This window comes from Methylobacterium sp. P1-11 (assembly GCF_008329595.1).
In the GTDB taxonomy this organism is placed as follows: domain Bacteria; phylum Pseudomonadota; class Alphaproteobacteria; order Rhizobiales; family Beijerinckiaceae; genus Methylobacterium.
Genome location: NZ_NPKS01000021.1, coordinates 64,402 through 90,671 on the forward strand (window position 1 = coordinate 64,402; position 26,270 = coordinate 90,671).

The following is a 26,270-nucleotide window of genomic DNA, read 5'->3' on the forward strand; positions in this document are numbered from 1 at the left end:
TCGCGCCGGACCAAGACCGGCTCATGCTTTGACGAGACAGCGAACGGTATCGTGACATCCGCGGGCGAGTAGCGTCCGTCAGGCCGGATGCGGTCAACTCGACTCCTCCGGCTTAGGAACCGCCGTGTCACATCATCATCGTTGGATGTCACAGGCGAGCCCGACGTCTCGTCCCTGTTGTGTGCGCCGGGCCAAGGACTGTCTCGGACGGCAACCTGGTAAGCAGCATGGAATTGAGAATTGGTAGCCGACCGATAAGGTCACCGCCACGCGGCAAGTTCTGGGCTCGAAATCCCGACCCGGGCGCACTGGGTCGGCGCGTTGCGGCGGCGCTCGCCGAGGAGCGCCGGCGCAGCGGCCTGCTTGGCGCGCATGCGCTCACGCTGGCCTACGTCATCATCGCGATCTGGTGCGCCGTGGTCCATCCCTGGCCGGGCGCTGTGTTCTACTTCGGTCTCGCGGCCGCCTTCGTTGCATTGGCGCTCGGCTGGTGGCGACTTTCACACCGGCCTCTGCCCTCGTTCATGGTCCTTGGCTTCGTCCTGGCGAACGCCGCCTTGCTAACTATCACCCTGCTTGTCCCAAACCCGCTCGATCCACCACCCTGGCCAGTACAGATGAAATTGCGGCCGCCTGCCTTTCCGTTCTTTCTGATGTTGATTGCTTGGTCCACGTTCACGCTGTCGCCACGGCTCGTGCTCGGCACAGGGCTGATCATCGTCGCGACCTGGAGTGTCGGAATCGCCATCGTGGCGCTCCAGCCAGAAACCCAGCTCGGCTTTGGGTTACCCGGCGCGGCCGCCGCGGCTCTAACGCGCTACCTCGATCCCGCCTTCGTCGATGCCGCCGCCTGGGCGACGAGCGTGTTCATAGGCTGTCTGATTACCGGGATCCTCTCGATTGTCGTGCACCGCACGCAGCAATTGGTCGCCGCCCAGGCTTGTGTCGAGCGCGCCCGCGATAACCTTACGCCACGTCTCCGCGAACCTCGTTGACGAACTCGCTGAGCTCGACGAGCCATTCGGGCCTGCTCGGGTCCAAGACGCCGCGATCCTCTTCGCCGACGTGATCGGATTCACGAGCCTGTGCGAGGGATGTTCGCCGAAAGATGTCATGGCGATGCTGCGCGGCTTCCACGAGCGTATGGCTGACTGCGTCTTCGAGACTGGAGGAACACTCGACAAATTTGTGGGCGATAGCGTTATGGCTACCTTCGGGACTCCGAAGCCGGGTCCTCGCGATGCCGCCAACGCGCTTGCCTGTGCTCGCAAGATGCTGACTTGTCTTGACGCGTGGAATATCGAGCGTCGTGCGCACGGTGAACCGGCTCTACAGATCGGAATCGGTCTGCATTTTGGGCCGGTTGTACTGGGCACCATCGGACACGAGCGACGGCTCGAATACGCGGTGCTCGGCGACACGGTGAACACTGCGAGCCGCCTCGAAGCGCTAAGCCGCAATCTCCAGACGTCGCTCGTGAGCAGTCATGCCCTGATCGAACAGGTTCGCGCTGAGGTCGGCGAGCATACCATTACAGGCATGCGCCGGCATCCTGCCGTAGTCGTCCGGGGTAGAACGCAAGCAACGGAAGTCTGGATCCTGGGCGAGCACGGTTGCAAGGCCCGATCACCGCTTTCTCAGGCCAGATCCGCAGCCACAGCTCAAACCTAGGGAGACTGCAAGCAGACCGGAGCGGGCATGTCTGCTTTCGGGGAGGCTCGTATGCGCCTCAGATGAGCGGATTGGGCGCCAAATCGAATGTCTGGTCCTGCGTGCGATGGCGATCCGGCGTGACGTAGTCTGGCCGAAAGCGGCTGGTCCGATTCGGAGGTGGTCGGCTGGAAAAGCGGACGGCCTCCTACCGACCCAACCCGGCCGTTTGCGCCGCCGTCGGCACTTCCCTATAGCGGCCCTTCGCCGGCCGTCCGGCAACGTCTGCTCGGGGTGGCGAGCCGTCACCGAACCAACGCTCGCAAGCCAATAGCTTCTTTGGCCGATGAGCCTACCCCGACCAAGGGCCCCGGCAGAACCGCATAAGTGCATCCATGTCGGCAGATTTATATATAAGATGGCCTCCATCAACCCAATCAATGCAGATCTACGGCCCAGTTCCAATCTTATGGATTTTATAATAGATGGATTACAGGGCAACAAAAGCCACCGCCCTCACAGGAAGCAGGGGCGCGTCCAAGTTCTAAGAGGGCATTTGATTCTCGCTCCGGTGCATAAACACTTGTCGTCGAATTAGTACGTATGCGTTCAGTTCACCGAATCCTTTAAGAAATATTTTACCACGTTCCTCGAACTGATAATTGTCCTTCAAGCGCCAATAAGTTGTCTCCGTAACCTGAATTTGACCTTGCTCAGAACTGTGTTCCATTCTGCTGGCGAGGTTCACGGTATCCCCCCATAAGTCAAACGAGAGCTTTCGGAGTCCAATAACGCCGCTGATAAGCTGGCCTGTAGCTATTCCTACTCTGACTGCTACTGGGTACCCGCTCCGCTGAGCAAAGCTTTCCACCTCCGAAACTAGATCCAGTGCAAAATCGGCCATTGATTCGGCCGCGCTCCGTGCTTCACCATCAATTCCAGAGACAACCATGTAGCCATCCCCAATGGTTTTAACCTTCTCGACACCGTGGATCTCTGTCAATCCGTCGGCAATAGAGAATATTTCATTCAGAACTTCGACTAAGTGGTGAGGCGATAACTGCTTTGTCAAAGTGGTAAAACCTACCAAATCAGCAAATAATACATGAGCCTCACCGTGCGACTCGGCGATCACTTGATCACCTTGTTTCAGGCGAGCAGCAATATGGCGAGGTAGCATGTTGTCGATCAATGCCTCCGATCGCGCACGCTCGCTCTCGATCTCCTTGTCTTGGAGAAATCTCGTGCGTTGCAGACTTTCGTAGCGGAACGTGACTATAGATCCTGCCGTAATAGCCGAAATGACAAAGAAATTGTTCGCCACTGCTAGATCTACGCGCAGGCCAGATGCCAACACGGCCGCATTGTAGGCCAGCATCAGGCTTAGTCCCCCAAATAGCGAGGGCATGAAGAGCAATCGGAAGAAGCCGAAATTGAACATCAGACACAATACAATACCGCTCAGCCCCACAGTAAGACCATTCGGCATGTTCGAGATTATGAAGACGACGCTGGCTCCAGCAAGAAATACGTCTAAAGCAAGGATCAATTGGGGCAGCCGCCCACCGCCGAAGAGCGTCATGGATATCAATAAAAAGGCAGTCACCGAAAATCGGACTGACAAAGAAAGCACTACAATCTCTGGAGCCGTGATGTAGTCCCAAATCGCAAACGATAAATAGATTGACGATCCTAGCGCCAAGGCCGATCTTGACGCGTTCGAATACATTTTGGCATAATGAGACTGAAATTCTGCCTCCAAATCAGCAGGAAATGATGGGAACATTGTACGTTCCATCATTTAGCGATATCCTATCATTTTGACGATACTCCAGATCATTATCAACACTATTGAGACACTACACCGACAATTTTCTACCGGGCAGCGCTCCGGTTTTGCGTCTGCACGCATTCGCGAGCCTGTCATGCATATATCGGTACGTCGTGGGTCCTGTATAGCGAGAGTAGTTTACCTGCTATCGCGCTTTCGTGTTCTCCATCTTGGAGCCATGGTGCAGTCGGGCAGCATCACAATCGGGCCTGATTACGGCACGACATTCGAGTCGGCCGGGCGGGGCGTAGTCGCTTCACCTGACCAAGGACAAGCCTGCACGTGCTTAGCCGCGCTCGCGAATCACCATCCGGGAGATCGTTACCTTCAAAATGCTAGGGGCAGTCTGCTTCTTAGTTTCAGATGCATGCAGCGGCCGGACCGCTACCGGCCTTGCTCGGTCGATCAGGGCCGCTCAGACGTCCAGCAAGCGGACCTTTCGAAGGTCCGAGAAGGGCCGCGAGCAGGCACTGAGATGATGTCGGCTTCCGTGCTTCGCCGCCCGGAAGCGGACAGGCGGAAACCACCCAATCCAGCCGCTTCGAGGCGGCCGACGCCGGACCGTAAATGGCCGAAAGCCGTCAGTGCGCTACGCCGGAGAGTTGTTGGGAAAGCGGACGGCTTTCTCCCGAGCGAACGTTGCCGTTTCGGGGATCGCGCGCGCTGCCCCAAGCAATCGTTTCAGCACTGAAGCATGCCCAGGGAGGGCGCATCGAGGCGGCGGCTGGGCCGTATGAAAGGCTGGGCCCGAGCACCGGGATTAGCCCAATGGCACATTGGCGACTTCGTTGAGCCGGCCTGGAGGTTGCCAGCTTGTTCTTCGGCCTCCCATCACAACTCGGAACAGGCCGCGACGATGCCCAGAGCGTCGGCATTCGCCGCAAGCGCCCGGTCGTATTCGATCAACCGCGCCACGGCTTGGCAGGCATCCAGGCCGTAAAGCTTCCCGATCAGGTACAGGGTGGTGTCGATGGCGAGCGAGACACCGCCTCCGGTGACCACCACGTCATCGACAATTGCCGCAACCCGGGTGGTTACGCCTGCGGCTCTCGCGAACAGCAGGTCAAGGGGTGCGACTGCCTCGGTACCGGCCGCCACGCGCCGAGTCGTAGCGCTGCGCCCATCAAGGCTGCCCGCCGCCGCAAGGATCAGGGCTCCGGTGCAGACGGAGGCCAACGTCTCGGGACGTCGACCCCGCAGGAAGGTCAGAAGCCGAGCATCTTCCGACGCCTGAGGCCAACCCGGACCACCGCAGACGATGAACACGTCGCAGTCCGGGACATTGTCCACCCCGAAGGGTACCGCGACGGTCAAGCCGCCCGCCATGTGGACCGGTCCTGCCTCGACTGCGATCACGGCGTCGGCGAGGTTTGGCAGGATGCGCCGGGCCATGGAAAGGACGCCGACGGTTCCTCCCAGATCGATGGGCTCGATGCCCGGATAAACGATGATGCCGATGCGCGCCGGTGCATCCCGATCTCGCATGGTATTCTCCTCTTGATCGTCGGAAGGGTCTTGTCGCAGGACCCTAGACCTTCAGGGTGGACAGGACGGAATGACCCTTCGAACGACGGTGCGGCGGGAGCAGATCGAGAACGAGGCGCGTTCGCAACTCGCGATTGTGGCAGACGAGGTGCGCCTCCATCGCAAGCAACGCGATTTGTCCCTAGAGGCGCTCGCGACCCTGTCCGGCGTCAGCCGCTCGATGATCTCCAAGATCGAGCGGGGCGAGGCCGTGCCCTCGACGGCCGTGCTCTCGCGCCTCGCCGAGGCCCTGGGGGTCACCTTCTCACGCCTGATGGCATCGGAGGCCGAGCGCGAGATCCTGCTGATCCCAGCCGCGCGCCAGCCCGTGCTGCGCGACGAAGCCTCCGGCTTCCTGCGCCGCTGCCTGTCGCCGGTCCTGCCAGGGCGCGGTATCGACTGGGTGCTCAACACACTGCCGCCAAACGCGAGCACGGGCGAGTTCGTGGCGCATCGCCGGGGCGTGTCCGAGTACATCTACGTCCTCAAGGGCAGGCTGCAGGCGGTCATCGGTGATCGCGTTCTGGTCGCAAACCAGGGTGACAGCCTGTATTTCGAGGCCGATGCCGGGCACGCTTTCAGCAATATCGGTTCTGGACCCTGTGAGTACTTCCTAGTCATCGACGCGTCCCGCCTGCGCTGACGCCGGGCTCCAGACCGCGCCGCGCCTCCGCCACGCGCGCAATCCAACATGGCACACCGATTGCCTCCCCGATAGTGGAATTCATTCCACTCAGATGAGAGAGGCGGGCCTGTCATGACCAGCATCCCTGCTATCGCTGCGTTGAACCTTGAAGCCACGCCCGCCGATGACCGGCAGATGCGTCAGATCATCCTGGCCAGCATGCTCGGCACCATCATCGAGTGGTACGATTTCCTGATCTACGGCACGGCTGCCGCCCTCGTGTTCAACAAGCTGTTCTTCCCGGGCCTCGACCCCGTCGCCGGCACGTTGGCGGCGTTCGCTTCCTACGCGGTCGGGTTCGTGGCGCGCCCGCTCGGCGGCGCGATCTTCGGTCATTACGGCGACCGACTCGGCCGAAAGGGGATGCTGACCCTCACCATGCTGATCATGGGCGTCGGCACCTTCCTGATCGGCTGCCTGCCAACATATGCGCAGATCGGCCTGTGGGCGCCAGCTCTCCTCGTGGCCCTCCGGTTGCTGCAGGGCATTGGCATCGGCGGCGAGTGGGGTGGCGCGGTCCTGATGGTGATCGAGCACGCGCCCGAGCACAGACGCGGGCTCTACGGCAGCCTCGTGCAGGTCGGCTTCCCTCTCGGCATCGCGGCCTCGACCGCGACCTTCCTCTGGCTGACGAGCCTGCCGGAGGCCGATTTCCTCTCCTGGGGCTGGCGTCTGCCGTTCCTGGCGAGCGCGCTCCTGATCGGCATCGGCCTGTTCGTGCGCCTGCGGCTCGTCGAAACGCCTGCCTTCGCCCGGATCAAGGAGGAAGCCGCGGTCGCGCATATGCCCCTCCTCGACGTGATCACGAAGCAGCCGCGCACCTTCCTGATCGCGGTCGGCCTCAAGGTCTCGGAGGTCGCCTGGGTCTACATCCTGACAGTGTTCTCGATCGTGTACGCGACCAAGACCCTTGATCTGCCCCGCTCCCTGATCCTCAACGCGATCCTGCTCGCGGCCGCCCTCGAACTCGTCACCATGCCGCTGTTCGGCTGGCTCTCGGATAAGATCGGACGCCGACCGATGTACTTCGCGGGCTCGGCTGTCAGCGCCGCCTGCGCGCTCGTCCTCTTCGGCCTGCTCGACACCCGCGACCCGACGATTGTAGTCGTGACCATCGCGGTGATCATGAGCCTGACCCACGCGATGATGTTCGGCCCGCAGGCCGCGTTCATGCCGGAGCTATTCGGGACGCGCACCCGCTACAGCGGCGCTTCGCTGGGCTGCCAGGTCGCGGCGGCAATCTCAGGCGGCTTCGCACCAATCATCGCCACCGGGCTCCTCGCCTGGGCGGGCGCGACTTGGCCGATCGCGCTGTACCTGATCGCCCTCGCGGTCGTGAGCTTCGTCGCCACGATGGTCGCGGCAGAGACACGGCATCTCGACATCGCACGAAGCTGAAAAGGCCGCGCTGCCGCCCAGCGACATTCCATTGTGATGGAAATTCATCCACTGTGCGTGGCGAACACCTAAGCGTCGAGCGAGGACATAATGACGGACAGGACGGTACTCAGCACCGAGGGAGCGGCCAAGGCCGTCGGACCTTATGCGCAGGGCACGCGCGTGGGCGATCTGGTCTTCGCCTCTGGCCAGCTCCCGATTGATCCGGCGACCGGCGCCATTCCCGACGGCGTCGAGGCCCAGACCCGGCAATCGCTCGCCAACCTCGCTGCGGTGTTGGCCGCGGGTGGCGCAAGTCTCGCCACAATCGCTAAGACGACCGTATTCTTGAAAAATATGGACGATTTTGCCGCGATGAACGGCGTTTATGCCGAGCACTTCCCCGAGGCGCCTCCGGCCCGCTCAACCGTCGAGGTCGCGCGCCTTCCGCGCGACGTCCTCGTCGAGATCGAGGCGATCGCCCTCGCGACAGGCGCCTCGGCATGAGCGCGGATGCGACCCGCGACGCAGGCCCTGCCATGATCGACGCATTCGCGCATCCTGCCGGATCTGCGGCTCTCCCGATTCCCGGTGGTGCCACCGCCTGGAGCGGCACGTTGCTCCACATCCACATCGCACCCACGGCGAGCTACGAGATGGAGGAGTTGCAGGAGGCGACCTGCGTCGCCGGCCGCGGCATCGTAGGCGATCGCTACTTCTCGGGAACCGGCACATACTCGCCGAAGCCCGACGTGCGTGAGGTGACGCTGATTGAGCAGGAGGCCTTGGACGCCCTCGCTCGCAACGATCCCCCGCTGCAGGGTGGGCCGATCACTCTGTTCCCGATTGACCACCGCCGCAACCTCACAGTCCGGGGCGTGCCGCTGAACCACCTCGTCGGCCGCCGCTTCCGCGTCGGGGATGTGATCCTGCGCGGCGGGCGGCTGAACTTCCCCTGCAAGTACCTGGAGGAGTTGCTCGGGTTACCCGTCTACCTACCGCTCTACAATCGTTCGGGGCTGAATTGCAGCATCGAACGCGGCGGCGTGATCCGCCCCGGCGACGGGATCAGCCTTCTCGACGGGGCCGCGGACTGAACGCCATGACCGCGCGCATCATCATGAAGCTCAAGGTGGCGTCGGCACGGCTGACGACGCCTGCAGTGCTGCATCTCCGCCTGATCCACCCGCAGCGCCCGGAGCTTCCGGCCTGGGATCCGGGTGCCCATGTCGACCTGCGGCTCCCGGATGGCCGCGTGCGGCAGTACTCACTCTGCGGAGACCCGGCAGACCGCTCGGGCTACGAGATCGCGGTCAAACACGAGAACGCGGGCCGGGGTGGCTCGTCCTGGGCGCACGCGAACCTCCGGCTTGGCGCTGTCGCCCACGTCTCGGCGCCGCGCAACAACTTTCCCCTCGTGGAATCGGCCCGCGAGCACATTCTGATCGGCGGCGGCATCGGTGTGACGCCCTTCGTCGCGATGGCGCGCCGACTGGCGGCGCAGGGAGCGGGCTTCGTCCTCCACGATTGCGCGCCTTCGGCCGAGCAAGCCCCGCTCCTCGACGAACTCCGCGCCGTTTGTGGCGGGCGCCTGCGCGAATGGTTCTCGTCGAATGGCCGCCGCTTCGATCCGGCCGAGATCGGGCCGCCCCGGGACGGGGCCCACGTCTACGCCTGCGGGCCACAGCGCCTGCTCGACGCCGTGCGGGACTCCTTGAGTGCGGCGTGCTGGCCAGAGGCACAGGTCCACAGTGAGGTGTTCCAGGCCACCCTCGACGAGAACTTCAAGCCGGAACCGTTCGACGCGCGCATCGCTTCGACCGGCGCGGTGCTGCATGTGCCGGCCGACCGCTCGCTGCTCCAGGTGCTGCGCGATCACGGGTTTGCCACCGCCTCCTCGTGCGAGCTCGGCGTATGCGGGACCTGCACCTGCGGTTACCGGGACGGCGTGGTCATCCACCGCGACGTCGTCCTGCCGGTGGCGAGCCGTCAGGACCGGATGACCCCTTGTGTGTCCCGAGCTCGTGTCGGCGTCACACTGGATCTCTGAAGCGCCGCGCCGGCTTCCACCCGTCACGAAGAGGAAGGTGTTTGCCTCTCGTTCCAGGAGCCAGTCAGGGGAACATTCACGACAACCTCGCGACGGCAATGAGCGAGGACCGCTTGGCCTTCACGCGCGACATGGAGGCCAGCGCCCTATGGTCGCGAAGCTATCGACCGAAGCTGGCCGAAAGCAGCCGGTCTGTTTCGGAGCAGGACATCCGCAAAAGCGGACGGCCTCCTACCGACCCCGATTAGACACAGCAGTTCAAGATCTGGCGAGCCGGAGGCAGGCGCGCTCTCACGGCCTAGTTTTGGTGCTGTCATGCTCGTGGTTGGCCGCGTCAATCGCCGCACCGTTGTCGAGGGCCCACGCGCAGAGCGCCTCGAAGGGCTGGCGTAGCGAATGGCCAAGCGGGGTGATCGCATACTCGACGCCGATCGGTGCGGTCGGCAGCACTGTCCGAGTCACCAGACCGTTGCGCTCCAGCCTCTTCAACGCGTCCGCCAGCGCCTTGTGCGTGATACCATCGAGCCGCCGCTTGATCGCGTTGAACCGTGCCGGTCGCGGGCAGAGCACCGTGAGGATCAGGATCGTCCACTTGTCGGCGATCTTGTCCAACACCGGGCGGACCCGCGCCATGTTGGCGAGCGCGCACTCGGACGCGGCATCGAGATCGGTATCATCGACCATATCTAGGCTAACCTAAGTGCGTTCTTGATAGCAGATATACGATCTGTATCTCCTGAGCCATCGCGGATGAAGGGATGCGCTGATGGCTCGCATGATGGACAAGGTGGCTCTCGTGGTCGGTGGGGCGAAGGGCATCGGCCTGGCGGTCGCCGAGCGGCTGGCGATTGAGGGCGCGTCAGTCGTCCTCACCGGACGGCGAGCCGACGAGGTCGAGGCAGCTGCCGCGAGGATCGGGAAAGGTGCGCGGGGTCTGGTCGCGGACGCCGCCCGACAGGAGGATTTGCGCCGCGTCGTGGCGACGGTGCGGGAGGCGCATGGCCGGATCGACGCGCTGGTTCTCAACGCGGGCATCTCAGAACCGGCGACCCTGCGCGACGGGACGCCCGAGCATTTCGACCGGCACTTTGCGGTCAACGTCCGTGGTGCCCTCTTTGGGCTGCAGGCGGCTCTGGGCGCGATGGGGCGGGGTGCGTCCGTCGTGCTGATGGGGTCGATCGCCGACGCCGCGGGCATCACGCCCTACGGGACCTATTGCGCGACGAAGGCGGCGCTACGTTCCTACGCGCGCACATGGACCGCGGAACTTGCCCCGCAGGGCATCCGCGTGAACGTGGTGGCCCCCGGCCCAACCGACACGGCCATGATGGCGCGCGTGCCGGAGGAGGCGCGGGCCGCGCTGATCGCGCCGATCCCGCTCGGCCGCATGGCGCGTCCGGAGGAAGTGGCGGCGGCCACGCTGTTCCTGCTGAGCGACGAGGCGAGCTTTGTCGCGGGAGCCGAACTGTGCGTCGATGGCGGGATGCGACAAGTCTAGCTCCTCGAGCACGGTTTCAGCGTGTCCGCTTCGGCCTGTTTGCATCTCCGAAGCGGATCGTCTGAAAACCACCCATCTGAAATGTTCGCGCGAGCGACGCGTGGCGGCAGGTCCTGGCCGCAAGCGGCACTTCCGCTTTGGAGAAGCCAGCCGGAACAGCGGACCGATATTTGCCGCCCCGACGGGCGCAGCCCTCAACGTATGGCCATCTCAGAACCGGATGCCGGCATACCGCCTGCCCGCAGAGGCTAAGCTGGAGCGGTCGCGGCGGCCGCGCCGCGTCGCAGCTCGATGGCGCCGGCCTCGGCCTGGGGTGTGAACTGAGCCAAGCTGTTACAGGGTTTGTCGTTTTGTTATTCAGGCAACCGTTTTGCGGCCTGGAGGTGGCGATGACAGACTTGTTCTGGGTCTGGACTTCCGCCGCATCGCCACCTGCTACGGCAAGCTCGCCCGAAACTACGCCTCGGCCCTCGCGCTGGCCACCGTCATCGCCTTCTGGTGCTGATCGAGTCCAAACCCGTGTGCAGGAATGCGGCTCACCACTCCGTGCACGTGTCGTGGCTCCCGAATGGCGCAGCCTCACGCCGGCGGAGTCGCTGCGCCGGCGACGCGCAGAACCCTGACCAGCCATGTCCGGATCGCCCAAACGGTCCGAATGAGGACGGCTGCCGCAAAGGCGGAGCTGACGGCGATCAAGGCCGCACCGATCAGAGTATTGCCCGCGTCGTCGTACTTCAGCGACTCTGCCAGCGGCAGGAACATTACGTAGGAATGCGAGAACGCGAGCAGGCCGAATAAGGACCAAGCTAGGATGATCACGAATGCGCCGGCAATCCAGAGATCCAGTTCACGCATATTAAGCTCCCGGCAAGAGCCGGCTTCATACCCTCAATGAACTTTGAAAACCATCCCGGTTTGATATTTGTAAATTAAAATTCAATCTTGGCTTCGAAACACGATTGTAGAGAAAGTATAATATTTCAAGAATTGAAACTCTTCTGGATGGATCGCGAAGGAAGGATGTCGGGCCGCCACCCGCAGCGGGCTCTGACATGCGCCCCTTGCCGCCTTCTCTTGAGAAGGACGGCGTCATCGCTGATAGACCGATTTGAAATCCAAATTCCAGTTTATATATCTAATATCAATTTTCAAATCAAATCGTATTTTATTTGTCAAATATACATTACTACGATACGGTCAAGCTGCCGATCTCGTGATCGGCCAAACTTCTAAAATACTGCGACAGACCGCCGGATACGGAAGCATTCCGTGGCCTGAACGCGGAGCTTTGGGTTGACGCTTGCACGCATGTGCTCGCGACGTCGCATGTGGGGACATTATGACTGATCTCAAGACGCTCTTGTTGTGCAGTTCGGCTGTGGTGGTTTCGGGCGTCGCCGCAGAGGCTGCCGACCTTCCAACCACGAAGGCCGCGCCGATTGAGTATGTCCGTGTGTGTAACGCTTATGGCGCCGGCTTTTTCTATATTCCTGGCGGCGATACCTGCATCCGCATTTCAGGCCGCGCGCGGTACGATTTCCTGTATCAGACCAGTAAGGTCCGCACCGCAACCGGCGGCGACTTGACGGGCTATCTCGGGCTGCTGCGCCTCAACCTCGATGCCCGCACGCAGACCGATTACGGGACACTCCGCGCTTTCCTGCGTCTCGACCTCGCCGATCGCAGCGGTCCCTTCCTCACCTCCGGATCCCGCCAGCGGGAGGGCTTGGCCTTTCCGGGCCTGGGCGCCGACGCCTTCAACCGCACGCAGACCTACGTCAACGCCGACAAGGCCTTCATCCAGTTCGCCGGGCTGACGGCCGGCCGGGCAGCCTCGTTCTTCGATTTCTACGCCCACGACTTCGAACTGATCGGCGGCACAGCCGGTTCGGATACGTTCAGCACGAACCTGCTGGCCTACACGGCCTCGCTCGGCAACGGCGTCACCCTGAGCGCCTCCATGGAAGATCCGGTCTACCGGCGCTTCCCGGTCTTCGGGAGCGGCGGCGCAGTCGGCGCATTCACGGCCGCCGGCGGCTTCGCCGGATACAGCAACGGGTTCAACCCATTCACCCCCGCCACATACCTCGCCCCCATCGTGGTCGGGCCAGGCAACGTCGCCTTCGTGGACGTCACGCAGAAATCGCGGCTGCCGGATTTCATCGGCGTCGCGCGCATCGATCAGGCGTGGGGCTCCGCGCAGCTGTCCGCGGCCGTTCACGAGATCAACGTCGGGGACGCGTCCAGCAGCGTGGCAGGCGTGTCGACGGCAACGCCCGGACTCGGCATCTCGCCCACCGGACGCGCCTCGAGTGCCTATGGCTGGGCGGTGCAGGGCGGGCTGAAGGTCAACCTGCCGTTCATCGCCATGGGGGATACCCTCTACCTCCAGGGTGCGTACGGTCAGGGCGCTCTGAGCTATACCGGCATCTCGAACTATACGGCTCCGTACGATGCCCTCGCAGCGGCTCCGGTCGGGGGCGGCTCGTTCCAGCAATATTACGCGGATGCCGTGCTCAACCCGGCGACGGGTCGGCTCGAACTGTCGACCACCTTCTCGGCCGTCGCTTCGCTGCTCCATTACTGGGGGCCCGCCTGGCGCTCCGCGTTCTTTGGGAGCTATGCGGAAATCAACTACAACACGAAGGGCCGTAACGCCCTCGGGCTCCTGGGCTTCGGCTTCGCGCCGGCCGGCGCCAGCGCCGCCAACGCCCTCGCCTTCGCCTTCGCGACGAGCCCGGTGCTGCGCGGCAACAACCAGGTCGTCACCGGCGCGAGCCTGATCTGGACCCCGGTGAAGGATCTCGATATCGGCGTCGAGGGCGAGTACATTCGCACCGCCCTCAACAGCGGTGTCACACCAGATATATCAAAGAATTCGCTGCGCTACGTGAATGCGCAGGACGCGGCGCAATTCCGGTTCCGCGTGCAGCGGGATTTCTAGGCGCATTCTCTTCACGCCCTGTCACCCGATCGATTGCATGGAGCTCAGCTGAAAGGCTGAGCTCTTACATTTTTCGGTTTCAATAACAAGTATTACTTACAATTTACCATTTAAAATCTATTTTCATTGCCCACGCCCCTGAGTGATGTACAAGTAAGTCAGCTCCTTGGAGGCGCTCGTCGCCGCTGAGCGGGCGTTTGCTGCGGTTTCGAATTCGACGGGCTCAGGTACCGGAGCAGGTCGAACCGAACCCAAAGCTTCAGACCCAACGACTTCGCCGACCGGGAAACCGGTCGGCATTTTCGTGTCGCAGCTTCGGTTTCAGGAGTCTCACCGCGGTCGCCGGAACGCCTACGCTGTGGCCCTGCCGCGCCGGACACATCCCGGCTTCGCGGTGCCTCGCGAATCGTCACCGCTCCGGCGGCCCTTCAGGCATGACCGCATAGCGGAACGTTCATGGCAGAGCAGCCGGATCCGGACCTGATCGGGCAGCGATGAGAGCGTCAAGCTTTCCTGCGGCAACCGCAAGAATATCTGCCTGAAATATAATTTATAAATCCAAATTACTTCAAATACTGAAATAATTATTCCGCAAGAAAACATAGAATTTCAATCGGCTCCGTCACACTGTGTACTCCCGTCGCTGATATGCGACTGCTTGAATAAGAGATCGGGTCATGAAAACTCTTGTCCTGGCTTGCTCGTTCGGCGTCATGCTGATCTCGGGCTCCGCCTTCGCCCACGAATCCAGCGCGCAGATCGATCCCAGCCTGATCATCCGGACGAACGGCAGTGGTCTCGACGCGTGGTCTTACGCCGAGGGAAACGATAAGGCGGGAGGCATGTGGGAGGGTGCGACCGGCTACAGCGCATCCACGCCGCAGCAGCCCGCCTACACCGGATCCGTTCCGTCGAACCGGCAGTGGAGCCGCCTGAATACCCGCACGCGCCAACGCAGCGCGCCGTCTTACTGACCGGTCCGGTCGGCGCGTCGCCTGTCGCTGCTGCGGCAGGCGACGCCAGCCCCCCGTACGGCGCCGAGCAGGGATGGCGCGGGCCTCAGACGGCTTCGATCGGGGCAGCGCCAAGAACGGTAGATCCGTAGCCCTGATGGGGCCAGAGCAGAGTGACGCAACAGCCGGTCCCGTCGCTGGCGATGTCGAAGACCGCGCTGTGCAGCCGCGCGATCGAATCGACCAAGCTCAGTCCGATCCCGAACCCACTCTTGTCGGTCCTGGACGCGCCACGGCGGTACCGGGCTCGGACGGCGGTCAGCTCCTCGGCAGGGATGCCACAGCCGTTATCGGTGACACGGATGGCGGTGGGGTTCTGCAGGAGCGCGACTTCGACCCACCCTCCGGATGAGGTAAATTTCAGGGCGTTGTCGATCAAGTTGCTCACGGCCTCGAAGATCAGGCTGCGGTCACCCCCCACCTCGAAGGGGCCGTCAGGCCGCTCCCACCGGAGCTGGATATCCCGTTCGGCCGCGAGCGGCTCGTAATACTCCACGGCATCCTCGAGCAGGCGGCTCAGGTCGACATGCGTGAAGCCAGATCGGCGCAGGCGATCCTCCATCTCGGAGATGCGCAGCAACGCCGAGAACCGGATGACGATCGACTTGACTTCGGCGAGCACGTCCTCGTTGCAGGCGCGGAACGCCTCGACGCTGTCGGCCTTGCGTAGGGACCGCTCCAGCGTCCCGACGACCCGGGTGAGCGGCGTCCGCAGGTCGTGGGCAATGTTCTCGTTGACGCCCTTGATCTCCAGCATCAGCCGCTCGAGCTGGTCGAGCATGTCGTTCACGACGCGGGTGAGGTGGGCGAGGTCGGCCGAGACACCACGCGTCGGAAGCCGTTCGTTCAGGTCACCGCGCATGATGCGAACCACCGCCGAGGTGATCGCGTCGTTCTGACGGAGCGACCCGACACCGAACACCACGGCGCCGATCAGGCCGATGACGATGGTGGCCGCCATCCCCCAGGAGAAGGTCTCGACCAGGGCGTTCTCGAGGGACTGGAGATCCTTGGCCGAGCGGCTGACCAAGACATACTCGCCGCTCGGCAGCTGCGTGAGCTGGCTGAACAGCGTGCGCGTCCCGTGGTCCGTCTGCTGCGTTAGGACGAAGGGGTGCCCGACCGGTGCCGTCGCCGGGTAAGGGATCGGGGCACCGGCGCGGCGCGCATGATCCGGTCCGAACAGCACGAGCGGGCGCCCGCCCTCCGCGAAATCCTCCGACGCGTCGATGCGCTCGCGCAGGGCCCGGGGCGGCAGGTTCAGGAGGTGCTTCGACTCCCACTCCACCCATTCGAAGGCGGCCTTGCGGCCGTAGCTGCGCGTGTCGACGTACAGGAAGCCGCAAAGGGCGAGGGATGCGCCTCCGAAGGTCGCGAAGAACAGGCTCGCGACCCGGAAGCCGCTGGTGCGGCGAACCTCAAGAAGACGCACGGAGGATGAAGCCCGTGTTGCGCACCGTGTGGATCCGGGGGTTCAGCCCGTCAGGATCGAGCTTCTTGCGGATCTTACCGATATGGACGTCGATGACGCTCGACTGGTGATTGAAGCTGTAGCCCCAGACCGACTCGAAGATCATCTTGCGGCTCACCAGCACGCCGGCGTTCTGCATCAGGAACTCGATGATCGCGAACTCCTTGGGCAGCAGTTCGACTTCACGGCCGGCGCAGTGAAGCACGCGCTCGATCAGATCGAGGCGCAGGTCGCCGACCACAAGCTCGTTAACCGCCTCGGCGGCCATCTTGCGCCGGGCCAGCGCGTCGACGCGGGCGGTCAGCTCGATGAACTCGAACGGCTTGGCGAGGTAGTCGTCGCCGCCAGCGCGCAAGCCGTCGACGCGCTCGTTGACGGCCGAGAGAGCGCTGAGAATCAGCACCGGCGTTGAGACCTTGGCGGCACGCAGCTTGGTGAGCAGCGACAGGCCGTCGATCTCGGGCAGCATGCGATCGAGGACGATCACGTCGAAGTTACCCTCCAGCGCCTTGCGCAGACCGGTCGTCCCGCTCGGCGCCTCGTCGACCTGGAAGCCGTATTCCGCGAGGGCCGAACCGATCTCGGCGGCAACGCGGCGATCATCCTCGACGACCAATACACTGGGCATTCTTTTTTCCTTCTTATTTTGTATTCGGTTGTTCGGCCTGGCCTCCTGCGGTTCTGCAGGGGAGCCGGAATTATCCTCTCCGGGTTCGCTGTCAAATGATGGTCGGTCTGCGCTGGCGGAATGCGTCATTGGACCGGCAAAGCTTACGGGACCGTGGGTGGATTGGACCATGCGCCTCACTCCGCACTGGCCTGCTCGGAGAGCTTGGCGGTCGCCGCCTTCGAGCCGGCGTCGCCTTTCGGAGCGACTCGGGCGCCGTCCTGGAGGGTCGCTGGCGGGTTGAGGACGACCGTTTCGCCGCTCTTGAGCCCGGTTCGCAGCTCCAGCCGGGTGCCGAGATCGCGCGCAATCGTGATCGGGCGAAGCCGGACCGTGTCGTCGGGCTCCACAACGGCGACGTGCGTGCCCTTCGCATCGAAGATCAGCGCCTCCGAGGGCACGGTGACACGGGGATGCGTGCGCGGCACCGCAAAGGTCACCGCGACGTAGAGGCCGGGCCGCAGGATCCCGTCTGAGTTCTTCACGTCAACCTCGGTGTCGAGGGTCCGCACGGCGGAGCGCAGGGCGACCGAGCTGCGCGAGACCGTCCCGTCGAACACGCGATCCGGCATCTGCGCGACGCGCACGCGCGCCTGGACGCCGTCGTGCATACCCACCGCGGCCGATTGCGGCACCTGGACCGAGACGCGCAGCACATCCGTGCTGTCGATGGTGAAGAGCGGCGTCCCCCCGCCGGAATCGGCGTGGACGAGGTCGCCGCCATCGACCATGCGGGCGGTCACGACGCCGTCGAAAGGTGCCACGACGTTCTCGAACGTGGTCAGCGTCCGCAGCCGGTCGACGGTGGCCTGCTGGGCCGAGATGTTGGCCTCGGCCACCTTCACCTTCGCCTCGGCGGCCGCCAGGGCCGCGGTGGCCGTCAGCATGCCGGCCCGGGTCTGGTCGGCATTCTGCTTCGAGGCCCAGCCCTGGCCGGCCAGCGTCGAAGTCCGGGCATCGGTGGCGTTGGCCAGCGTGACGTTGGCCCTGGCCTGCTCGACATCCGCGCGGGCGACGGCGAGCTGGGCCTGGAATTGGCCGAGCTGAGCCTCGGCCTGGCGCGCCTGCTGGTCGAGGTCGGGGGCGGCGATGCGCACGAGCAGGTCGCCCTTCTTCACCCGCGAGCCGATATCCACCCGGCGCTCGGCGATGTAGCCAGTGGCGCGGGCGAAGATGTCGGCATGGTCGAAGGCCTCCGTCTGACCCGGCAGGGTCAGGGATATCGGCTGATCGTCCTCGGTGGCGAACAGGGTGCGCACCGTCGGGACGAAGTCGACCGCCTCGGCCTGCGTATCCAGCGAGGCCTGGTAAGTCTGCCACTGGTGCCATCCCCCCAGGCCGAGGGCGCTGCCGAGCGCCAGGACGGCCACCAGGAAGGGCCGCTTTCGCGGCGGCGGCAGATCGGCATGCGCCAGCGTCTCCCCGGCCTCATCCTGACGCAGGGGATCGATCGCGACCGCGTGGCGATGCGCCTGCTCGGCTGCCTCGTGGGCGTCGAACGCGTGAGCGTCGGAATTTGCGCGCATCAATAATCCTCGAGGGGCTTGATCGGGTTGTGCCGGAGCAGGGTGTAGAGAAGCGGGACGAAGAGCAGCGTCGAGAGCGTGCCCATACCGATCCCGCCCATGACCGCGCGGGCAAGGGCGGCGTTCTGCTCGGCGCCCTCCCCCGATCCGATCGCCATCGGGATCAGGCCGAGGAACATCGCCGAGGCGGTCATCAGCACCGGCCGCAGCCTTGTATGGCCGGCCATTAGGGCGGCCTCGCGCGCCGAGCAGCCCGTGGCCTCCCGGTGCTCCTTGGCGAAAGTGACAAGCAGGATCGAGTTCGCGCTCGCCACACCGACCGACATGATCGCCCCGAAGAGGGCCGGGATCGAGAAGGCCGTGCCGGTGATGAACAGGCTCATCACGATGCCGCAGAAGGCGAGCGGCAGCGCGGCGATCACCACGAAAGGATCGACCCAGGTCTGATAGTTCAGGACGAGCAGCAGGTAGACCGCCACCAGCGCGATGCCGAGCCCGATCTCGATCCGCGAGAAGGCGCTCTCCATGCTCTCAATCTGGCCGCGGACCAGAACCTTGTCCGGGGCCGGAAGTCGGGTCTGCGCGTCGGCGACGATCCCGTCCACGGCGTTGCGGACGCTGCCGAGATCGGCGTTCTGGACGTTGGCGAGGATGTCGAAGGTCGGCTGCTGGTTGACGTGATTGATCACCGTCTGCTCCGGCTGCCGCTGCATCGTGGCGATGTTCGACAGCAGGATCGGAATGCCCGGCCTGTCATGGCCGGTCGCATGGACCGAGACCGGTGTATTCATCAGCTGGTCGATGTCGGCATTGCGCCATTCCGGCGTCTGGACCCAGAGCTGATAGGGCATCCCGGATTTCGGATCGGCCCAGAAGTTCGGGCTGACCTGGAAGGAGCCCGACAGCGAGACGTTCATGTTCTGCGCGATGGACTGCTCGCTGACGCCCATCTCCGAGGCGAGCCTGCGGTCGACGTTCACGGACATCTGCGGCGCGTCGACGATCTGGTGAAGGTGGACGTCGACGGCCCCGCGGACCGCCGAGATCCGGCGCACGAGATCGCGGGCCACGGCGAGATCGTCGGCGTCGTGGCGTCCGGACACCTGTACGTCGATCTGCGCGATCGTGCCGAAATTCAGGATCTGCGTGATGATGTCGGAGGGCTGAAAATAGAAGACGTCGTCCGGGAAGGCGTCGCGCAGGACCTTGCGCAGGCGCGCCTCGTAGAACGAGATCGGCTTGTGCTCGCCCTTCAGGTTGATCAGCATCTGGCCGTCATTGTAGGCGACGAACGATGCGTCCATGAACGCGAAGTTATAGTTCGACGCCGGCAGGCCGATATTGTCCAGGATGAGGCCGAGTTCATCTTTCGGGACGACCTGCCGGACGACGTCCTCGACCTGCGCGAACCGCTTCTCCGCCTGCTCGATCCGCTGACCCGGGCGGGTGCGGATGTGCAGCGTCATCTGGCTGGACTCGATCTGCGGGAAGTAGTCCTGCCCGACGAAGGGGAAGATCGCCGCGGTCACCGCGAAGACGGACAGCACGCCGCACAGGGCGCGGCCCGGGTGGCGGAGCACGGCGGAGAGGAGGCCGACATAGCCCGCGTGGAACCGCGTGAAGCCCCGCTCGAAGGCCCCCCGGAAGGCGAGCGAGCCGCGCAGCGGATACCGGAACACCCAGACGAGCGGTCGCCGCGCGAAGCCGAGCAGCCGGCCGAGGATCGAATGGCGCCGCTGCGGTGCCATCCCGTCGGCTGCGGGCTCCGGGCTGCCGTGATGCCGGGCGTATTCCGGAGCGACGAGGACGTCGATCAGGATGGCGACGAGCGTCCGCGACAGCAGGTAGGAGGTCAGCATCGCGAACACCACCGCTTCGGCCTGCGGGACGAACAGATAGCGGGGCGCGTCGGTGAGGAAGAAGACCGCCGAGAAGGCCGAGCAGATCGCGAGCGTCGAGATCAGCGCCGGCTTGGCGATGCCCGCGACGCCCTCGACCACCGAGCGCCGGAAGGAGAAGCCCTCCTCGAACATCCGGTAGGTGTTCTCGATCGCCACCGTGGCGTCGTCCACCAGGATGCCGACCGCGAGCGCGAGGCCGCCCAGCGTCATCACGTTGATGGTCTGCCCGATGGCGACCAGGATCGACAGGGATGTCAGGATGCAGAGCGGGATCGAGACGAGCACCACGAGAGTCGAGCGCCAGGAGCCCAGGAACAGCAGGATCGCGAGGCCGGTCAGGCCCGCCGCGATCACCGCCTCGCGCACCACCTCGGAGATGGCGTCCGAGACGAAGACCGACTGATCGAACAGCGGCGTGATCGTCATGCCCTTCGGCGCGGCGGCGTGGATGTCGGGCAGGGCGGCCTTGACGGCGTTCACGACGTCCAGGGTCGAGGCCGCGCCGTTCTTCAGCACCTGCAGGAGGACGGAGTGGTGACCGTCGGCGCGAACGACGTTGATCTGCGGCGGCGCCCCGTCCCGCACCTGGGCGACGTCCCGCAGCAGGACCGGCTGGTTGTTCTCGACCTTGATCGGGATGCGATTGAGTTGATCGACGAGAAGCGGGCTGGAATTCAGCCGGACCGTGTACTGTTGCGTCCCGATCTTCGCGAGCCCGGAGGGCACCACGAGGTTCTGCTTGAGGACCGCGTTCAGGACATCGAGCGGAGTCATGCCGATCGCGCGCAGCTTGGCGGGATCGAGATCGACCATCACCTGACGCGGCGCGCCGCCGTACGGGGACGGCAGGGTGGAGCCCGGCACCTCGGCGAGCCGGCGGCGGGTCCTGTACTGGGCGTAATCGAAAACGTTGGTGAGGGGCAGCTTGGACGACGACAGGGCCATTTGGATGACCGGCACCGATGACGCGGAGAACCGCATGATCACCGGCGGCTGCACCCCGGGAGGCATACGCGAGCGGATCGCGTTCATGGCCGAATCGACCTGCGTCATCGCGAGATCGATGCTGACCGCAGAATCGAAGTAGATCCGCTCGGTCACGGTACCCTGGATCGACGTCGACTCGATCCGCCGGATGTTGTTCACGTTGCTCGATAGCGAAAACTCGCTGTAGTTCGTGATGCGCTGGACCATGTCTGTGGCGTCGAGACCGCTATAGGTCCAGACCACCACGACGACCGGTATATCCACGGACGGCAGCACGTCCTTCGGTGCCACCGCGATCGAGCCGATACCCGCGAGGAACATGAGGACGGCAAGAACATAGAAGCTCTTGCGGAACTTCAGGGCAAACCGGACAAGATCCATGCGGCCAATCGCGCTTTTCGCCCGAACTCTGCTGACCGCTGGGCCCCGACTGCGGCCTCGGTCTAAGATGGCAGAAAGAGGCTTGCGTTGTGGAGGCTGAGCGAGGCCCATGCCCGGCTCCACGACGATATAAGGCACTCTCATCAGTGCTTCGAATGAATTCGCTCTTACATCTTGAAGCGATTTTTACTTCAAAAAAATTGCGGCCTTATCTTTCAAAAACCGGACTTCATATGGAACACGCACCGCCGGCGTCCGGGATGACCGCAAGGATCAATCTTTAGAAATAAAAATATTTTTCAAATATCGAAAGCATCTTCATGCATTGGCAGCGTATTCATTTGTGATTTATCGGGAAGACGCTATAACCCTATGAGAGGCGCGCAAACGATCTTTCGGTCGTCGATCTTCGGTCCAAGCGCGCCATGAGACATACGGTACCAGCATATTAGCCTAGCTCACCCACACTGAAGCAGGCGCCTTCACGATGGCTCGGCCCGCGCCTGGGCATCTGCATGCACGGTTCAACGGCCGCTGATTGGCACTGCCTGCATCAGAGAGGCCGACCATCCATGCTTCTGGAAAACATATCCCGAGCACGAGAATGCTCTACAGACCCAGTCTGTTCGAGACAGCTCAATGATAAACCAGAAAAAACTTGTACTCCTAATCATCGTTGCCTTGTATGGCCTCGTCACGCCAGCGTGGTCCGAGAGCGAGATGCCTGCCGGCGGCGCGTTCATGAACAGCTACACATCGGACCCCTATTTCGATCCGCGATCACAATATTCTCAGCGTCACACGCTCGGCGACATCGGAGGACAACCCATGATGGCCGAACCTTTGGGCACTCAGCCACCATGCGCGCTTTTCGATAAGCCCTGTGCCGACAGGTTCGAGCGGACACGGCACCATGCTTATCCTTAGGACAGGTTGATCGCCGTCAGAGCTCCGAACACCCGACCTCCGCGCCCGACAGCGAGCGCTTCGGAACCCTGCAGCCATGTCCGTTCTGAAGATCTCGCGAAAGGCCGCTGAACGGCCGGTATGGGCGCATATCCGCCCGGCTGGTTTCGAGGCCCCTCGACGCCGAAGCCGAGGGGCCGAACGCTCAAATTTCCGCCCCTTCGGCGAGCGTGAGAGCATTCTCGACATCGAGACAGAGGTACCGGGCCGTGCTCACGATCCTCGTATGGCCGAGCATGATCCGCACGGCACGCAGGTTGCCGGTCCGTTTGTAGATCAATGATGCTGTCGTTCGGCGCAGGGAGTGCGTTCCGAAATCCTCCTGCGGCAGCCCCATCCCGGTGACCCACTCATCGACCAAACGCGCATACTGCCGGGTGCTGATATGCGTCACGTCGTCGGCGCTGCTCGGGGAGGCATAAACGTCGACTGCTCCACCTCGAACCTCCAGCCATGCCAGGATGCTGGCAGCCATGTGCTGCTGACATCCATCGAAGTCAGCGAAGGCCGAAGCCATGATCGCCCATCCGAAGTAATTCAGCGCAGCGAACTCGGTGGGTCGATCAGATTTTGTCGGGAGCGAGGTCGGACCTTTCGGCCCGGAGCGAACCCAGCCGTTGCCGTAACGGCGCTCACCGATCGGTGCCCTCCCGCACCCCTTGGCGCGGGCGTGCATACCGTCGCTCCTGCCTCCTGCCGGCTCGTGAACTGCCGAAGGGCAGACGTAACCTCGCGACCACCGGATAGACGGCGGGCAGGACCACGAGGGTCAGCAGGGTCGCGCTGATCAGGCCGCCGATCACCACGGTGGCGAGCGGGCGCTGCACCTCCGCCCCGGCGCTGGTCGAGATGGCCATCGGCAGGAATCCCAGGGCTGCAACGAGGGCGGTCATCATCACCGGGCGCAGCCGCATCTCGGCGGCGCGGCTGGCAGCCTCCCCTGGGTCGAGGCCTGAGCCTTCGAGGTCGCGGATGTAGCTCGTCAGTACCACGCCGTTCAGGATCGCGATGCCGAAGGTCGCGATGAAGCCGATTGCCGCCGAGATCGAGAACGGCATGTCGCGCAGGGCGAGTGCGAGGATGCCCCCCGTGGCGGCCATCGGCACGTTCAGGAAGATCAGGCCAGCGAGGCGGATGTCGCCGAACATCACGACGAGGAGGACGAGGATCCCCGCCAGCGCCGCCGGCACCACGACCGACAGGCGGGCGGTGGCCTCCTGCAGGTTCTGGTATTGGCCGCTCCATTGCAGCGCGTAGCGCGGCGGCAACTTCACTTGAGCGGACACGGCCTTCTGTGCGGCGTCGACAAAGCTCTGCACGTCCCGGCCGCGGACATTGGCCTGGATCGAGATCCGCCTCTGCAGCCGCTCGCGGCTGATCTGCGCCGGGCCGGAAGTGACGTCCACCGAGGCCACCATCGAGAGCGGCACGGTCGTCTGCGGCCCGTTCCCCTTGCCCGGCCGTCCGACCGGCAGGGCGCGGATCCGCTCGATGTCGCTGCGGTCGGCAGGATCGAGCCGGACCACGATGTCGGTGATGGAGTTGTCATCGCCGTAGACCATGCCGGCGGTACGTCCGCCGATGCTTTCGACCACGTCGAGCACGTCCGAGACGTTGATGCCGTAGCGGGCGGCCCTGGCGCGGTCGACCTGGATCGACAGAGCCGGCATCCCGGCCTGCGCCTCGGCCTTCACGTCCGCCGCGCCCCGGATGCCCGAGACCACGCGCACGATGGAATCGGCCGTGTCCTTCAGGACCTTGAGGTCGTCGCCGTAGAGGCTGACCGCGACGTCGCCGCGCACGCCCTCCAGCAGATCGTCCATCCGCATCTGGATCGGTTGCGAGAAGCTGTAGGCGACGCCGGGCACCTCCTCCCGGAGGCGCTTGTCGAAGGCCGCGACGAGACCTTCCTGGCTGTCCGCCGTCTTCCAGGTCGAAGGGTCGGTGAGGGTGATAAAGCTGTCGGCCGATTCGACGCCCATCGGGTCGGTCGGGATCTCGGCGCTGCCGGTAAGGGAGACGACCCGCTTCACCTCGGGGAAGGATGTCAGGATCCGCTCGATGCGCGTCACCGTGGCCAGCGAGGCGTCGAGGGAAATCCCGGGCAGCTTCTCGGACGTGATCACGATCGACCCCTCCGACAGCTTCGGCAGAAACTCGCCCCCGAGCCGCATAGCCACCACGCAGGAACCGATGAACAGGGTGGCCACCGTGAGGACGATCACGAGCGTGTGCCGCTTGGCCCAGCGCAGCACCGGCGTATAGGCGCCCCGCACCGCGTGGACGAGGCTCGTCTCGCGCTCGCCGATCTCACGCCCGGACAGGAAGATCGCGGCGAGCGCCGGCATCAGGGTTAGCGTGACGATGAGCGACGAGCCGAGTGCCAGGATCACCGTGAACGCCATCGGGGCGAACATCTTGCCGGGGACGCCTTCGAGGGCGAGGATCGGCACGTAGACGATGATGATGATCGCCACCGCGAAGATCACCGGGCGGGCCACCTCGGCGGCGGCGTCGCGGATCAGGTCGTGGGCCGGGCGATCCGGGTGCTCGCCGCGCGCACGGAGCACGTTCTCGATCATCACCACGGCACCGTCGACGATCAGCCCGAAGTCGATCGCCCCGAGGCTCATCAGGTTGCCCGACAGGCCGAGCAGCCGCATTCCCGCGAAGGCCATCAGCATCGAGAGCGGGATCGCGGCAGCGACGATCAGCCCGGCGCGGAGATTGCCGAGCAGCAGGAGCAGCACCACGATCACCAGCACCGCTCCTTCGAGGAGATTGTGCTCCACCGTGTGGATCGTGCGCTCCACCAGGGCGCTGCGGTCGTAATAGGGAACGATCTCGACCCCCGGCGGCAGCTGCTGACGCAGCTCCGCGATCGTCTTCTTCACCCCTTCGACCACGGAACTGGCATTCGCGCCGTACCGCATGAGCGCGATGCCGACGACGGTCTCGCCCTCGGCGTCATGGGTGACGGCGCCGAGCCGGACCTTGGGGGCCTCCTGCACCGTGCCGAGGGTGCCCAGCGTCACTGGAACGCCGCCGGGGCCGGTCGCGACGACGATGTTGGCGATGTCCTCCGGACTCTTGGCGAGGCCGAGGCCGCGGATCGTCTCCTGCTGGTCGTTGTGCTCGATATAGGCACCGCCCCGGGCGGCATTGTTCTCCATGAGCGCCGTGTAGACCTGGGCCAGGGTCACGCCGTAGCGGCGCAGCGCTTCCGCCGAGACGCGGACCTCGTCGGTCGGCATCTGGCCGCCGTAGATGTTCACGTCGGCGATGCCCGGGGTGAGCTTCAGCTTCGGCGCGATGGTCCATTGCAGGATGCGCTTCAGCTGCATCGGCGTGTAGGCGGGCCCGCGCAGCTCGAACTGGAAGATCTCACCGAGCCCCGTCGCCATCGGGCCCATCTGCGGATCGCCGAGCCCTGCCGGCATCAGATTCTTCGCCTGGGGCAGGCGCTGGAACACCTCGGCCCGCGCCGACGTGACCGATACAGACTCGTCGAAGGTGACGTAGACCGCTGAGACCCCGGCCCGCGAGGTCGAGCGGACGTTGGAGAGTCCAGGCGCACCCGCCATCGCGTTCTCGACCGGGAAGGTGACGAGCCGCTCGACCTCCAGGGGGCCGAGCCCCGGCGAGAGGGTCAAGATCATCACCTGCTTCGGCGAGATGTCCGGCACCGCGTCGATGGAGAGCCCTTCGAGGTTGGCGACCCCGCCCGCCGCCGCGGCGAGGGCGACCACCAGCACGAGGAAGCGGCGGCGGACCAGAAGGGCGAACCAGCTCCTCATCG

At 64.1% G+C, this 26,270-nt stretch carries 20 protein-coding genes and 1 pseudogene; 11 read left to right on the forward strand and 10 right to left on the reverse strand.

The genetic code is table 11. The features are described from left to right. Nucleotides 1-227: 227 nt before the first annotated feature. Together CIW48_RS20815 and CIW48_RS20820 are read left to right on the forward strand one after the other, a co-directional pair. On the forward strand, nucleotides 228-995 hold the full coding sequence (locus CIW48_RS20815; RefSeq protein WP_149312470.1) for a hypothetical protein: 768 nt from the start codon (nucleotides 228-230) through the stop codon (nucleotides 993-995). Further along, on the forward strand, nucleotides 943-1,671 hold the full coding sequence (locus tag CIW48_RS20820; RefSeq protein ID WP_281407370.1) for an adenylate/guanylate cyclase domain-containing protein: 729 nt from the start codon (nucleotides 943-945) through the stop codon (nucleotides 1,669-1,671). The genes CIW48_RS20815 and CIW48_RS20820 overlap by 53 nt, the downstream gene beginning before the upstream one ends. Nucleotides 1,672-2,194: 523 nt before the next feature. Here the strand turns inward: CIW48_RS20820 and CIW48_RS20825 are convergent. Next, nucleotides 2,195-3,451, reverse strand: a complete 1,257-nt coding sequence (locus tag CIW48_RS20825) for an adenylate/guanylate cyclase domain-containing protein (protein ID WP_149312472.1) — start codon at nucleotides 3,449-3,451, stop codon at nucleotides 2,195-2,197. Nucleotides 3,452-4,312: 861 nt separating this feature from the next. Beyond that, nucleotides 4,313-4,966: a DJ-1/PfpI family protein gene (locus tag CIW48_RS20830; RefSeq protein WP_149312473.1), complete on the reverse strand. Its 654-nt coding sequence runs from the start codon at nucleotides 4,964-4,966 to the stop codon at nucleotides 4,313-4,315. 70 nt (nucleotides 4,967-5,036) lie between these two features. Here CIW48_RS20830 and CIW48_RS20835 point away from each other — a divergent pair, with 70 nt between their 5' ends. The 5 genes from CIW48_RS20835 to CIW48_RS20855 all read left to right on the forward strand — a co-directional run bounded on the left by CIW48_RS20835 (nucleotide 5,037) and on the right by CIW48_RS20855 (nucleotide 9,117). Next, complete coding sequence (locus CIW48_RS20835) at nucleotides 5,037-5,648, forward strand: XRE family transcriptional regulator (RefSeq protein ID WP_149312474.1); 612 nt, start codon at nucleotides 5,037-5,039, stop codon at nucleotides 5,646-5,648. A gap of 177 nt (nucleotides 5,649-5,825) precedes the next feature. Further along, nucleotides 5,826-7,088, forward strand: a complete 1,263-nt coding sequence (locus CIW48_RS20840) for an MFS transporter (RefSeq protein ID WP_246695347.1) — start codon at nucleotides 5,826-5,828, stop codon at nucleotides 7,086-7,088. A gap of 90 nt (nucleotides 7,089-7,178) precedes the next feature. Beyond that, nucleotides 7,179-7,574, forward strand: a complete 396-nt coding sequence (locus tag CIW48_RS20845; protein ID WP_149312476.1) for a Rid family detoxifying hydrolase — start codon at nucleotides 7,179-7,181, stop codon at nucleotides 7,572-7,574. 32 nt (nucleotides 7,575-7,606) lie between these two features. Next, the gene (locus CIW48_RS20850; protein WP_246695348.1) at nucleotides 7,607-8,164 is read left to right on the forward strand and encodes an MOSC domain-containing protein; all 558 of its coding nucleotides are present in this window, start codon (nucleotides 7,607-7,609) and stop codon (nucleotides 8,162-8,164) included. A 5-nt stretch (nucleotides 8,165-8,169) separates the two neighbouring features. Next, nucleotides 8,170-9,117, forward strand: a complete 948-nt coding sequence (locus tag CIW48_RS20855; protein ID WP_149312478.1) for a PDR/VanB family oxidoreductase — start codon at nucleotides 8,170-8,172, stop codon at nucleotides 9,115-9,117. Nucleotides 9,118-9,408: 291 nt separating this feature from the next. Here CIW48_RS20855 and CIW48_RS20860 read toward each other — a convergent pair whose 3' ends face one another. Next, nucleotides 9,409-9,801 (reverse strand): helix-turn-helix domain-containing protein, encoded by a 393-nt coding sequence (locus CIW48_RS20860; protein WP_149312479.1) that lies wholly within the window; start codon nucleotides 9,799-9,801, stop codon nucleotides 9,409-9,411. 82 nt (nucleotides 9,802-9,883) lie between these two features. Between CIW48_RS20860 and CIW48_RS20865 the strand changes: the two genes are divergently transcribed. After that, on the forward strand, nucleotides 9,884-10,615 hold the full coding sequence (locus tag CIW48_RS20865) for an SDR family oxidoreductase (RefSeq protein WP_149312480.1): 732 nt from the start codon (nucleotides 9,884-9,886) through the stop codon (nucleotides 10,613-10,615). A gap of 412 nt (nucleotides 10,616-11,027) precedes the next feature. After that, a pseudogene (locus CIW48_RS20870) lies at nucleotides 11,028-11,120 on the forward strand (IS5/IS1182 family transposase); the annotation flags it as partial. Between the two features lie 74 nt (nucleotides 11,121-11,194). Here the strand turns inward: CIW48_RS20870 and CIW48_RS20875 are convergent. Then, nucleotides 11,195-11,470, reverse strand: a complete 276-nt coding sequence (locus tag CIW48_RS20875) for a hypothetical protein (protein ID WP_149312481.1) — start codon at nucleotides 11,468-11,470, stop codon at nucleotides 11,195-11,197. 484 nt (nucleotides 11,471-11,954) lie between these two features. On the opposite strand from CIW48_RS20875, the gene CIW48_RS20880 reads away from it, so the two are divergent. Together CIW48_RS20880 and CIW48_RS20885 are read left to right on the forward strand one after the other, a co-directional pair. After that, on the forward strand, nucleotides 11,955-13,559 hold the full coding sequence (locus CIW48_RS20880; protein ID WP_173009336.1) for a porin: 1,605 nt from the start codon (nucleotides 11,955-11,957) through the stop codon (nucleotides 13,557-13,559). A gap of 677 nt (nucleotides 13,560-14,236) precedes the next feature. Then, a complete protein-coding gene (locus tag CIW48_RS20885; protein WP_149312482.1) occupies nucleotides 14,237-14,533 on the forward strand; it encodes a hypothetical protein in 297 nt (98 codons plus the stop codon). Between the two features lie 85 nt (nucleotides 14,534-14,618). Here the strand turns inward: CIW48_RS20885 and CIW48_RS20890 are convergent, their stop codons facing one another. The 6 genes from CIW48_RS20890 to CIW48_RS20920 form a co-directional block, all read right to left on the reverse strand. Next, nucleotides 14,619-16,004, reverse strand: coding sequence for a HAMP domain-containing sensor histidine kinase (locus tag CIW48_RS20890; RefSeq protein ID WP_149312483.1), 1,386 nt, complete (start codon nucleotides 16,002-16,004; stop codon nucleotides 14,619-14,621). Then, on the reverse strand, nucleotides 15,991-16,671 hold the full coding sequence (locus CIW48_RS20895; RefSeq protein ID WP_149312507.1) for a response regulator transcription factor: 681 nt from the start codon (nucleotides 16,669-16,671) through the stop codon (nucleotides 15,991-15,993). Before CIW48_RS20895 ends, CIW48_RS20890 begins: the two co-directional genes overlap by 14 nt. A gap of 176 nt (nucleotides 16,672-16,847) precedes the next feature. Next, nucleotides 16,848-18,236: an efflux RND transporter periplasmic adaptor subunit gene (locus tag CIW48_RS20900; RefSeq protein WP_149312484.1), complete on the reverse strand. Its 1,389-nt coding sequence runs from the start codon at nucleotides 18,234-18,236 to the stop codon at nucleotides 16,848-16,850. Then, nucleotides 18,236-21,505 (reverse strand): efflux RND transporter permease subunit, encoded by a 3,270-nt coding sequence (locus tag CIW48_RS20905; RefSeq protein ID WP_149312485.1) that lies wholly within the window; start codon nucleotides 21,503-21,505, stop codon nucleotides 18,236-18,238. Before CIW48_RS20905 ends, CIW48_RS20900 begins: the two co-directional genes overlap by 1 nt. Before the next feature lie 1,111 nt (nucleotides 21,506-22,616). Continuing rightward, on the reverse strand, nucleotides 22,617-23,147 hold the full coding sequence (locus tag CIW48_RS20915) for a tyrosine-type recombinase/integrase (protein ID WP_149312487.1): 531 nt from the start codon (nucleotides 23,145-23,147) through the stop codon (nucleotides 22,617-22,619). Beyond that, nucleotides 23,104-26,268, reverse strand: a complete 3,165-nt coding sequence (locus CIW48_RS20920) for a CusA/CzcA family heavy metal efflux RND transporter (RefSeq protein ID WP_149312488.1) — start codon at nucleotides 26,266-26,268, stop codon at nucleotides 23,104-23,106. Before CIW48_RS20920 ends, CIW48_RS20915 begins: the two co-directional genes overlap by 44 nt. Nucleotides 26,269-26,270 lie beyond the last annotated feature (2 nt).

What these genes read in the sequence shown, in the direction of transcription:
- CIW48_RS20815 (WP_149312470.1), top strand. Translation starts at nt 228, where the DNA reads ATGGAATTGAGAATTGGTAGCCGACCGATAAGGTCACCGCCACGCGGC.
- CIW48_RS20825 (WP_149312472.1), bottom strand. Translation starts at nt 3,451, where the DNA reads ATGATGGAACGTACAATGTTCCCATCATTTCCTGCTGATTTGGAGGCA.
- CIW48_RS20830 (WP_149312473.1), bottom strand. Translation starts at nt 4,966, where the DNA reads ATGCGAGATCGGGATGCACCGGCGCGCATCGGCATCATCGTTTATCCG.
- CIW48_RS20835 (WP_149312474.1), top strand. Translation starts at nt 5,037, where the DNA reads ATGACCCTTCGAACGACGGTGCGGCGGGAGCAGATCGAGAACGAGGCG.
- CIW48_RS20840 (WP_246695347.1), top strand. Translation starts at nt 5,826, where the DNA reads ATGCGTCAGATCATCCTGGCCAGCATGCTCGGCACCATCATCGAGTGG.
- CIW48_RS20845 (WP_149312476.1), top strand. Translation starts at nt 7,179, where the DNA reads ATGACGGACAGGACGGTACTCAGCACCGAGGGAGCGGCCAAGGCCGTC.
- CIW48_RS20850 (WP_246695348.1), top strand. Translation starts at nt 7,607, where the DNA reads ATGATCGACGCATTCGCGCATCCTGCCGGATCTGCGGCTCTCCCGATT.
- CIW48_RS20855 (WP_149312478.1), top strand. Translation starts at nt 8,170, where the DNA reads ATGACCGCGCGCATCATCATGAAGCTCAAGGTGGCGTCGGCACGGCTG.
- CIW48_RS20860 (WP_149312479.1), bottom strand. Translation starts at nt 9,801, where the DNA reads ATGGTCGATGATACCGATCTCGATGCCGCGTCCGAGTGCGCGCTCGCC.
- CIW48_RS20865 (WP_149312480.1), top strand. Translation starts at nt 9,884, where the DNA reads ATGGCTCGCATGATGGACAAGGTGGCTCTCGTGGTCGGTGGGGCGAAG.
- CIW48_RS20875 (WP_149312481.1), bottom strand. Translation starts at nt 11,470, where the DNA reads ATGCGTGAACTGGATCTCTGGATTGCCGGCGCATTCGTGATCATCCTA.
- CIW48_RS20880 (WP_173009336.1), top strand. Translation starts at nt 11,955, where the DNA reads ATGACTGATCTCAAGACGCTCTTGTTGTGCAGTTCGGCTGTGGTGGTT.
- CIW48_RS20885 (WP_149312482.1), top strand. Translation starts at nt 14,237, where the DNA reads ATGAAAACTCTTGTCCTGGCTTGCTCGTTCGGCGTCATGCTGATCTCG.
- CIW48_RS20895 (WP_149312507.1), bottom strand. Translation starts at nt 16,671, where the DNA reads ATGCCCAGTGTATTGGTCGTCGAGGATGATCGCCGCGTTGCCGCCGAG.
- CIW48_RS20900 (WP_149312484.1), bottom strand. Translation starts at nt 18,236, where the DNA reads ATGCGCGCAAATTCCGACGCTCACGCGTTCGACGCCCACGAGGCAGCC.
- CIW48_RS20905 (WP_149312485.1), bottom strand. Translation starts at nt 21,505, where the DNA reads ATGGATCTTGTCCGGTTTGCCCTGAAGTTCCGCAAGAGCTTCTATGTT.
- CIW48_RS20915 (WP_149312487.1), bottom strand. Translation starts at nt 23,147, where the DNA reads ATGCACGCCCGCGCCAAGGGGTGCGGGAGGGCACCGATCGGTGAGCGC.
- CIW48_RS20920 (WP_149312488.1), bottom strand. Translation starts at nt 26,268, where the DNA reads ATGAGGAGCTGGTTCGCCCTTCTGGTCCGCCGCCGCTTCCTCGTGCTG.